This is a genomic window from Rhizobium sp. PEPV16, assembly GCF_008919455.1.
Taxonomy (GTDB): Bacteria; Pseudomonadota; Alphaproteobacteria; order Rhizobiales; family Rhizobiaceae; genus Rhizobium; species Rhizobium leguminosarum_Q.
Genome location: NZ_VSZV01000214.1, coordinates 4,583 through 13,805, shown reverse-complemented (window position 1 = coordinate 13,805; position 9,223 = coordinate 4,583). Strand labels below are relative to the sequence as shown.

The following is a 9,223-nucleotide window of genomic DNA, read 5'->3' as shown; positions in this document are numbered from 1 at the left end:
CAGGCCCGCGGCCAGCAGCAGGCCGGTTCTTGTATCGCGAAGCGCGAAGGCAAAACGGGCATCGGCCACGACGCGGACAAGCTTCGGATCGATGCTGCGTTCTGTGATAACAGCCGTGGCTGCCGCCGCCTCCGTGCCGTTTTCGTCAACCTTGATCATCGTCTTCTGAAGGACGCGCGCCAGGCTGATGTTTTCCTTGGTGAAACCCGGGAAACCCGCATCCTTGGCCTTCTCCGGCGCCACTCCCATCGCATTGAGTATCGGCATCAAATCACGCCCGTCGTTCAGGGAAAAGCGGGGCAGGAAGATTTCGCCCTTGGTGGCCTCGAATTTTTCCCCTTGCAGCCAGGAAGCGAGCGCCTTCAGGTCAGAGCCGGTCACACCCTTGCCGGAGCGCGCCGCCACCACGACCATGCTGTAGCTCTCGCCGGCATAGGCAAGGTCGACGGCGGTGAATTTCTCGTCGGAGCGGAATTTCTGCCCATCGCCGGCAAGATGCATCATCGGCACCGAAATCGTCGAGCCATCCGGCCGCTGAAAGGGGCTTGCCGGGCTCTCCCTATCGAAGGAGGTTTTCCAACGCGCCTTGAAGGAAAGCGCGCCGAGGCTGACGAAGCCGCCGCCCGGCGGTGCGTCCAGGATGACAGGAATGGCTCCCCGCGTCGCCTGTTTGACCCAGCCGTTGATGTGCTCGACCGATTTCGGTCCGTCGAGATCCTCGATCGAGGGCTTGATCCGGTGGCCGGCGAGCATGGAGAGCGCATCGGGGACGAGCACCAGCTTGTCGTCGAAGACGATCGCGACCGCCGTCGTCAACGGCGCATCCGCCGCTGCCGGCTTTTCCTGATACATCGCGTCGAGCACCGTCTCCGGTCCCTTCACCTCGCCGCCGAAGCCGAGGCCCTTGGCGATCGAGGCCTTGCCTTGCTCGGAGGCGCCGAGGGCGGCAAGACCAAGTGCTGCGGCAAGGCTTGCCGGCGACACCATGATATTGGCAGCACCCTCCTTTGCCAGCGTCCGGTCGATCAGTTCGGCGGCGAGCCCGGCTTGCGCTGTAAGCATCGCCTTGCTGTCGCCGGCATGAGCCGAAGCAAGCGCCATCAGGGAAGCGGCAAGACCCGCCAGCAGAGTGGATTTCGGCATGGTTCGCTCCTGTTCAGCGGATGCGATAGAATTTGGAATCGAACGACCATTTGCCTTGGGCGCCGGTTTCGTCGTCGCCGACGATCCTGAGGCTTCGGGCGAGATCGTAGACATAGTTGAAGGCGGCGCGCTGGCCGACGAGAGGCGTCGGCACATCGGGCAGGTCGAGCACTTCGATCGGCTTGTCGCTGAGGATGGCAACGACCATGCCGACGCCGGCCGGGCCCTCCACCACATATTCGAAGCCGGTATAGGGATTGCGCGCATCGGGCACGACGACCGGCCGGGCCGGATCGAGCCGGTTGTCGCCGCTTTTGGCGGTCGGCTTCAAGCCCATCGAGCGTTTGTTCGGGTAAAGCTGCGTCAGCTTGCCGGAGGCGTCGATATCGACCAGGATCAGGTAACCGGACTTTTTGGTGGAGACACGCATCGCCACCTTGTCGCCAATGCTGACCGCGGTACCGGGCAGCACGTCGACGGCGACGCCCGCTTCGTTGTCGCTCTTCAGCGTGTTTTCGACGGCGGCGACCGGCGTCTTCGCCTCTTCGCCGGTGATGACATCCCGGCCGAGCGCATCCGGCTGACCATAAAATTGTGGAACCGGCGTGAAGCGGCAATCCTCAGCATGCGTCCGGCAATATTCGTCCGATTTGCGCCGGACATAATCGAGAAGCGCGGCATTGCTGACATTCGGCTTGTCGGCCGCGCGCGCCACGCCATCCTGCACGCCTTCGATGAAGCGGCGGGTGAAGACGCCGACCGCCGGCTTGGCCTCGCGGTCGACGAGCGCCCATTGCCCCGCGTTAACGGCCGACCAGACCATGGCGTTTTCGCCGCCGAAGGAGAATTTGGCTTCCTTGCCTGATTTGTTCGGCGGTTCGAGCGCTGCCAGCGCCGGGCCGAGGCAACGCACGGTGCCGGAGGGCGCTGCCACCGCGCTGCGGCTGCCGGGCCCGACATGGCAGGCATCGATCAGCAGCGTGACGCGGCGGTCCTTGAGGCTGTTCAGCCGCGCGGCGATCTCGGTTTCGCGGATCTGGTTGGTGACCGTCACTTTGCCGGCCTCGCGGACCAGCTTGGCATCGGCGGCCACCAGCGTCGGGCTGGTCGTCGCGTCGGCGCCCATTTCCTCCGAGCCCTGGCCGCTGAAATAGAGGAAGACGCGGCTTCCCGGCGTCGACTGACGCACCAGCCAGTCGTCGATCTCGGCAAGGATCGCCTCGCGGGTCGCCTTGCGGTTGGTCAGCGTGTGGATCTGTTCCGGGCGGTAGGCGAGCGTCTTGGCGAGGAAGACCTGCATCGCCTTCACATCGGTGGCGGAGCCGGTCAGTTTCGCCTCGCGCATCTCGTAATCGTCGATGCCGATCAACAGCGCGCGGTCGCCGGGCGAGCTTTCGATCACCGGTGTCTGGACGACCGATGGCTGAACGGCGGGTTCGTCAGCGACGGGTTTGTCAGCCGGCGGAGTATCGCCGGTGGGCGCGCCAGGTGTTTCGGTCGTGGCGGCTGGCGCGGTATCGCCGGCGGGCGGGGTCGTGATGACGAGATTGGTCTCTTCCTGTCCGGACTTCCTCTGCTTCGTCCCGCCACCGGTCGTGGTGGATGCGACCTGATCGCTGGCAGAAGGCCCTTCAACATTCGGCACGTCGCCATCGGTCTTGGCCGCGATCCAGTCGCGGAAGGCGGCCACACGGGTATAGACGCCGTAATGCTCCGCCTCGGCGCAGCCGGCGCCCCAGCTGACGATGCCGAGCTGGATCCAGCGCTTGTCGGGACGCTGGGCGACGAGCGGCCCGCCGCTATCGCCCTGGCAGGCATCCTTGCCACCCTCGGCGTAGCCGGCGCAGACATTGCGCTCGTCGATCGGGTTCATGCGCATCGAGCTGTCGCGGTAGGCGGCCCGGCAGTCCTCGCGCGGGACGATCGGCAGTTCCACTTCCTGCAGTTCGGTCGGCAGGTATTTGTCGTCCCAGCCGTGATCGGCCTTGGTGTAACCCCAGCCGGTGACGACGGCCGAGTGGCCCGCGGCCTCCACCTCGTCATCGGAGGCCGAGGCAAGGATCGCCGGCTTCGATTTAGCCGGCTCGCTCAGCTTGATGAGGGCGATGTCGTTGGCGAAGACCTTGCGGTCGAAATCCTCGTGAATGATCACCTCTTCGACGGCAAGACCCGGCTTGTCGGGGCCGTCGACCGCGATCACCTTGTCGATCTTCGACTTGCCCTCGACGATCAGCAGGTCGCGGGCGAAGAGATCCTGCTTGCCGGAGCGGCCGCTGGTGACGCAATGGGCGGCCGTCAATATCCAGCGCGGCGAGATCAACGAGCCGCCGCAATGGCCGCCGAAGCGGCCGCGCTGTTCGGGATCGGGCGCAAGGATCTTCACCTGCCAGGGCCATTCGCCCTTCTTGGCCGCCTGGCCGCCAATGACACGCCCGCCATCCTCGCCGGCGAAATCCGTGTCCTGCTGCGCAAGAGCCGGAGAGCCGAGCAGCAGCATGACGGACGCAATATTGAGGATCCTGCTGATCGACGTGCTCATAGCTTGGCTCCGGCGGAGGTATAGAGGACCGTAAATCCGACGCGCGCGCCCTCGGGCAGGAATTCGCCGAGGCGCTTGGCGATGTTGCCAGCGGTGCGGCGTCTGTCGTTCTGCTTCAGGAATTCAATAAGTTCGGGCATCGGGGTTTCAGAGGTGACGGCAACGAGCAGGTCCGTGCCGAAAGGTGCGACGACGGAAAGGTCGAGATCGAAGGTCTGAGACATCTCGGCATCGACCTCCCTTTCGCCCGGATAGAGGAACTGCACGGTTCCATCGCCGGTGACGTCGAAGAGCACGAGCTTGCGGGCTGATATATCCGAAACCGTGACGCCGACGCGCTCACCTTCGCGATGGACGGTGTCGGAAGGCGTCACGCGCACGGTCTGCGGGTTGGTCTCGGAGAGCCGCTTCAGCGCATCGAGCGCGGCCATCCGGTCGACGACGAATGGCATGTCACCGGCGCCGACGCCGGAGGCGACGACATCGCCGCCGGCAATCGCCTCGTGTTTTTCGGGATCGAAGACGAGTTCGGCATCAGCCCCCTCCGCCAGCTTGAACGGCGTGACGGCTGATACAATCCCCTGCAGCACCGGCTCGGAGCCGAGGGCGGCAACGCTGATCGGCGCGGGCTCGGGGGGCAGCGGAGTGTTTGATTTCTCCGCCGCCGCCTGGGCCCCCGCCCCTTCGTAATGATAGACGACCGCGCGATCGAGATCGGTTCCGGGCGGGCTTTCGGTAAAGATGTTCTGCCGCTGGTTGGTGAACTGATAGACCGCCTGGCGCACATATTCGAACAGTTCGCGGCGGCTGACGGCGCCGTCGCCGTTGCGGTCCGCGGCCCCTTCGAAGGCGCGGGCGGTGGCATAGCTCAGGGCGCCGCGTTTCTGCGGAATGCCTGGAATGGTGATTTCGGGCGACTTGGTGTTTTCGTCGACGGCGGCGAGAAAGGTCAGCCGCTTGAAATCGAAGCCGGTGGACAGCGCATCTGCCGTGGTCGAAATCGGCGCGAGATCGTCCTCCTCGATCGTATAGGAAGGCGCCTGACGCCAGGTGATCTCGGCGCCGCGCGGATCGACGTCGCGGGTCATGCCGCCGGCATGGCAGGTATCGGCGATGAAGACGACATCGGCGCCCTTGGCCTCGAGCTTGCGGATCAGCGTCTTGAATTCGTCGCCGAAGATGCGCTCGCGCGATCCCGGCAGCCGGGTATCGAAGCCAGCCAGAATATAGACCTCGTCGCGGCCGCTCCGTTTGGAACCCTTGACGCGTTCAGGCTCGCTCGACCCATGACCGGCGATGCCAAGCACGATCAGGTCTCCGGACCCTGCGCGTTCCGTCACGGCCTCGATCGCATGGAAAATACCCTCGCGGTCGGCAGCGCCGTTCTTCAGGAGCGTCATGTCCTCGACGCCGACCGAGCGCAGCGAAAGCGAAAGGTCGTCGGCGTCGGCGACGGCGCCGTGCAGCGGCGGAACGTTGCGGTAGAGGTCGATGCCGATCAGAACGGCCCTGACCGCACCACGCTCGGGCGCCTCGATCACCTTTGCCAAGCTGTCGGTGGCCGCCATGGTGAGGAGGGCAAGTGCTGCGGCCATGGAAACGAATGCGGTCATGGCCAGTTCCCCCTCGCCCGGCCTATTCGCGGCGCCATTCGACGCGGCGGTTCAGCGCATCGACATCGTCTTCGGTGAGGTTTGCGGTTGCCGTAACGTCCACCGGTTCGGATGCTCCGCGGCCTTCGGCGTCGATCGTCGCGTCGAGGCCGTTGCTCTTCAGGAAGTCGGCGACGGCCTGGGCGCGGCGTTCGGAAAGCTTCTGATTATAGTCGTCGCCGCCGCGCCGGTCGGTATGGCCGACGAGGATGATGCGGCCGGGCTTCTGCTCCTTCAGCGCCTCCAGCAATTCCTGGGCGGCCTCGGTGCCGATCGAGGTGAAGCTCGACTTGTTGAAGTCGAAGGTGATCGGAACCGGAACGGAGACCGGCACGATGCCGCGCACATTCTCGGAATAGATACCGCCGAGCACGCCGCTTCGGTGGTCCTTCTCGGCCGGCACGAAGCTGCCCTCAGGATTGTCGCTCGTCGGGTTGGCGGCAAGGATGCGGGCCTGGGCGGCGCGCTGGATGAGATCGGAGATCGTCTCGGCGGGCGGTGCTTTCGGCGTGCGGGTCTCGTTCTTGATGATCTCGATCGCCTGCTGGTAGTCGGCGGCGGCATCGGCGAAGCGGCGTGCGGAGAAATAGATCTCGCCGAGCGTGGCGGAGGCCTGCCAGAGCACCTGCGGGCTGTCGGCGGCGACAAGCAGCGGCTCGTAATCGGCGACCGGCTGGTTGGCGGCCATCATCTCCTGGGCTGCGGAAAGCCTGAGGGCCGCGACGCGGCGCTGGGCATTCACCTGGAACTGGCCGCAATCGGCGCTGACGGCGATCGCATCGGCCTCAGCCGCGGCAGCGCTGATATCCTTGGCGGCGACGGCGGTGTTCAGCTTGTCGAGAAGGGCAGTACAAACAGGCGTATCGGCGTTCGCTACCTCGATCTCCTCCCCGGCCTGGCCAGGTTCGGCCGAGCGGCCGAGGTTTAGCTGCGGCATCTTGATGCTGAACCCGCCGGGAAGTTTGAATTGCGGCATCTTGATCTGCGGCATTGGCAGTTTTGGCATCTTCGTCTGCGAAGACTGGCTCGGCTGCTTGTACTGCGTCGGCTGTTTATATTGGGTCGGCCGGGTGGATGAGGTGGTGTCGGCCGGACCGATCAGCTCCAGTTCGTCGGCGGCAAGCTCCTGGCCGGGCGCCAGATTGGTGACGATTTTGTATTTCTTCGGCGGCTGTTGTGTTGCCTGCTCGACAGGCTTCGGCGCGACCTTTTTCGGGGCAGCCGGCTTCGGTTTTTCGACCACCGTTTCCGGCTTCTTGGCGACTTCCTGTTTCGTTACCGGCTTCGGCTTCGGAGCGGCCGCAGGTTTCGGCGCAACGGGCGGCTTTGCAGCCTGCTCGACCGGGGCGGGTTTTGCTGCGGGAGCGGCTGCGACGGGTGGGATGGCAGCCGGACTATCGACCGTCGTCAGCATCAGCGTCTTGCTACTGATCTTGGTGCCGAGGCTGCGGGCTTCCTCGAGGCTGCGGGAGACGGCATCCATGCCGCCGTCGATCGAGCGGAACATGCCGCCGCCGCTGCCGCCGAGATCGGCGAAGATGGTCAGCGGCTTGGAGGAATAGAAGACTTTGATCTGCTCCTGGCCAACCGGGCCTGAAACCTGCAGCTTGGCGCCGCTTGCCGGATCCGGCACCTGCACGCGCTTGCCGGCGCCGACAAGGGCGTCGGTCTGGTACTTGTTCGGGAAAAGCTTCACGACCGCGCCGTTCGGCGAGACGTTCAGCACCGTGACATAGGCGTTCTCGGTCGACTGGATGAAGAGGCCGACAACTTCGCCGACGGCGTATTTGGCTTCAGCGCGATCGAAGGTGATGGTGACAGGCCCGGTCTGCGCCGGCGCTTCGGTCAATGTCCGTTCGTTCTGCGCCTCGACGGCGGGAACCACCGAAAAGAACGAAAGAAAGGTGGCTGCAGCCAGGATGGCTTTGCGGTTCGGCATTGAAAAACCTCCTCTTCGAACATCTCACACTGTGTTGAAGATGAGAATAGCACTGACTGGCGAAATTGGGATGGTTTCGCCTGTCTTGCTTGAGGGAGGGTTACAAATTATTTGGAGCCTGGAAGAATCCGGCAAGGCAAAGACGTGAGCAAGACTCACGCTCGGCAATATCCGGCGCCTGTTATAGTCCGTTAAACTGCACGGAGACGGTTAGTTCTTGGGTTTCTGCCCGGCTGATTTCAAAATCGAGATCAGGTCGCTCATTCCCTCGGGCGAGGAATTGTAGAGCCAGAGAATATCCGGATTGTCGACCGTGAATTCCTTACCGGGGCCCGAGCCCATGTCGCGGCCGGGCGAGGTCGCATCGGGCAGCTTCGCCTCGCCGGGCGCCAGCCCCTTGGCGCGCTCGTGTTCGGCGATGATCGCAGTCGCCGCAGCAAAGGCCTTCTCGTCATGTTGGCGTAGCGCCGCCAGCGAGGGGTTTCGCGCCGCAAGCGCGTCCTCAGCCGGGCCGGAATGCGCGAGCCCAGGTATCTGCAGCGCCAATAGCAGGCCGATTGACAAGGTTAGGAGCCAGGATTTCGTCATCGTCGTCAAATCCGTCTTATTGGTGCCACTGCGCGACAAGCCTCGCGAGAATAGGGAGAGGCCGGAAGGAAGGCAACGGCGCTCGGTGCCAATCGATTGGGAGGGTTGAAATCGGATGGCAGCGGCGCTTTCGGTCTTTGTTTTATGTTAACCCGGAACCGCTGCACACTTCCGGGCGACATGCATTAGAGAATCTTCAATTGCTGCAGGCCGAGGCGCAGGTCGCGCAGCATCTCGCCGAAGATCTCCTCGATCATTCCGGTCGACCAGACGACCATGGTGCCGTAGGGCGAGCGCTTGCGCTGCATGAAGCCCGCCGTCTCGAAATCGATCAGCGTCTTGCGGCAGGTCTCGCTCGACATCACCGCGACAAGGAAACGGGCGAGATTGGACTGGTCGATCGCGCCGGCTTTCTCGGCCCAGTTCTGGATCAGCCGCGGCTTGGTGTCGGCGGTGAACATAGAGGCGAGCGCCCGATCCTGCGAGAGCCCCAGACGCTGCAGCTTGGCCGGATCGCGGGTGAGCGAAACCACGTAATCATTGTGCAGATCGGCGAAGCGTTCGATATCCTCGGCGGTGCTGATGCCGAAGACCTTCATCGAGTAGAGGAACTCGGCCATCAGATAGGTCGGCTCCGAGCGCAGCTGCGCCAGATGCTTGTCGTCCTTGCTGGCCGAGGCGGCGCAGACCCGGTCTGAGAAGTTTATTCGCGCCGCGCGAACCTGTTCCAACAAGCTTATGTCGAGCGCCAGTTCGTCACCGTTCCATTCCAGCATAAGCATTTCCTGCCGATAAATCTTCGAGACGATGATCTTGTACTATCGCCGGCGCAGATCTCCAAATCGTTTGGAAAGCAACGGCTTGCTGAGAAGTCATATCTAGCCTACCATTTTTGAAAGACGTGACGGTCTTTTGGGGGTCGAGGCAATGCGTAGTTTTGGGTCGCATATTTTGTTTGCCGCGGCACTTGCGGTCGCCTCGCCGGTTTTCGCCAAAGATACGACGATCATCGAGCTTCGCAGCGGCGACGGTGCGCGTTCGGTCGGCATCATCTCTTCCAACGAGGAAGCGGAGGCATCCGGGCCGGCGGCGATCACCGTCGGCGACGACGGCACCATCTACATCCTCGACCAAAATAACGGCCGCGTGCTCGCCGTCGACGCCGAACGCTCGCAGGCCGAGCCCGAGATCCTGCCGCTGCCGGAAAATGTCGCGCCAGAGGATCTCGCCGTCGTCCACAACGAACTCTACCTCTGGTCCGACGGCGTCGTGCCGCTCGAGCGCTCCACCGATGCGGACGGCCGCTCGCAGACGCTGCGCGCCGTCGACGGCGGCGGTGATGCCGACGACTACACCCGCTCG

General features: G+C 63.9%; 6 protein-coding genes and 1 pseudogene. 1 reads left to right on the top strand and 6 read right to left on the bottom strand.

All coding sequences use genetic code 11. The features are described from left to right. The 6 genes from FY112_RS06700 to FY112_RS06675 form a co-directional block, all read right to left on the bottom strand. Nucleotides 1-1,143 (bottom strand): serpin family protein (locus FY112_RS06700; protein WP_151518028.1); only part of this gene is annotated, 1,143 nt, incomplete at its 3' end. Nucleotides 1,144-1,156: 13 nt separating this feature from the next. Continuing rightward, entirely contained in the window at nt 1,157-3,682 is a 2,526-nt protein-coding gene (locus FY112_RS06695) for a trypsin-like serine protease (protein ID WP_017957739.1), read from the bottom strand. Then, nucleotides 3,679-5,295, bottom strand: coding sequence for a caspase family protein (locus FY112_RS06690; protein WP_017957740.1), 1,617 nt, complete (start codon nt 5,293-5,295; stop codon nt 3,679-3,681). Before FY112_RS06690 ends, FY112_RS06695 begins: the two co-directional genes overlap by 4 nt. Nucleotides 5,296-5,317: 22 nt before the next feature. Further along, a complete protein-coding gene (locus tag FY112_RS06685; RefSeq protein ID WP_151518027.1) occupies nt 5,318-7,273 on the bottom strand; it encodes a DUF4384 domain-containing protein in 1,956 nt (651 codons plus the stop codon). Nucleotides 7,274-7,483: 210 nt separating this feature from the next. Next, nucleotides 7,484-7,861, bottom strand: a complete 378-nt coding sequence (locus tag FY112_RS06680; RefSeq protein WP_151518026.1) for a hypothetical protein — start codon at nt 7,859-7,861, stop codon at nt 7,484-7,486. A gap of 185 nt (nt 7,862-8,046) precedes the next feature. Continuing rightward, nucleotides 8,047-8,637, bottom strand: coding sequence for a hypothetical protein (locus FY112_RS06675; RefSeq protein WP_025397640.1), 591 nt, complete (start codon nt 8,635-8,637; stop codon nt 8,047-8,049). A gap of 151 nt (nt 8,638-8,788) precedes the next feature. Here FY112_RS06675 and FY112_RS06670 point away from each other — a divergent pair. Further along, a pseudogene (locus FY112_RS06670) lies at nt 8,789-9,223 on the top strand (hypothetical protein); the annotation flags it as partial.

Bases quoted from the DNA above. Each gene is read 5' to 3' on its own strand.
- FY112_RS06695 (WP_017957739.1), bottom strand. From the start codon at position 3,682: ATGAGCACGTCGATCAGCAGGATCCTCAATATTGCGTCCGTCATGCTG.
- FY112_RS06685 (WP_151518027.1), bottom strand. From the start codon at position 7,273: ATGCCGAACCGCAAAGCCATCCTGGCTGCAGCCACCTTTCTTTCGTTC.
- FY112_RS06690 (WP_017957740.1), bottom strand. From the start codon at position 5,295: ATGACCGCATTCGTTTCCATGGCCGCAGCACTTGCCCTCCTCACCATG.
- FY112_RS06675 (WP_025397640.1), bottom strand. From the start codon at position 8,637: ATGCTGGAATGGAACGGTGACGAACTGGCGCTCGACATAAGCTTGTTG.
- FY112_RS06680 (WP_151518026.1), bottom strand. From the start codon at position 7,861: ATGACGAAATCCTGGCTCCTAACCTTGTCAATCGGCCTGCTATTGGCG.